Raw genomic sequence first — 265 nt, 5'->3', positions numbered from 1 at the left:
CTCTGTGCGCTTCGCCCAGATCCCCACCACGATCGCCACTCCAACGAGCAGGGCTACCCGGATCAGCTTCACAACGATCGCGATATTTAGCGCCTCGCTGCCCGCAGGAGCGGCAGCAGCCAGCACATGACCGATTTCATGCAGGGTAGCGCCCGACAAGATTCCTATTTGATGTGGGCTGACACCCATATATGTATAAAGCAACGTGTACACGACTGTAAAAATGGTGCCCAGAATGGAGACGGTCACAGCGCCGATTGCGGTC

At 56.6% G+C, this 265-nt stretch carries 1 protein-coding gene; it reads right to left on the bottom strand.

The window, feature by feature from the left end; translation table 11 throughout:
* Positions 1 to 265 (bottom strand): putative sulfate exporter family transporter (locus tag MXD62_RS08790; protein ID WP_285224002.1); only part of this gene is annotated, 265 nt, incomplete at both ends.

This window comes from Frankia sp. Mgl5 (genome assembly GCF_023242985.1).
Lineage (GTDB): Bacteria > Actinomycetota > Actinomycetes > Frankiales > Frankiaceae > Parafrankia > Parafrankia soli.
Note: the sequence above shows the minus strand (reverse complement) of the source record. Positions and strands in the feature narration are given on the sequence as shown.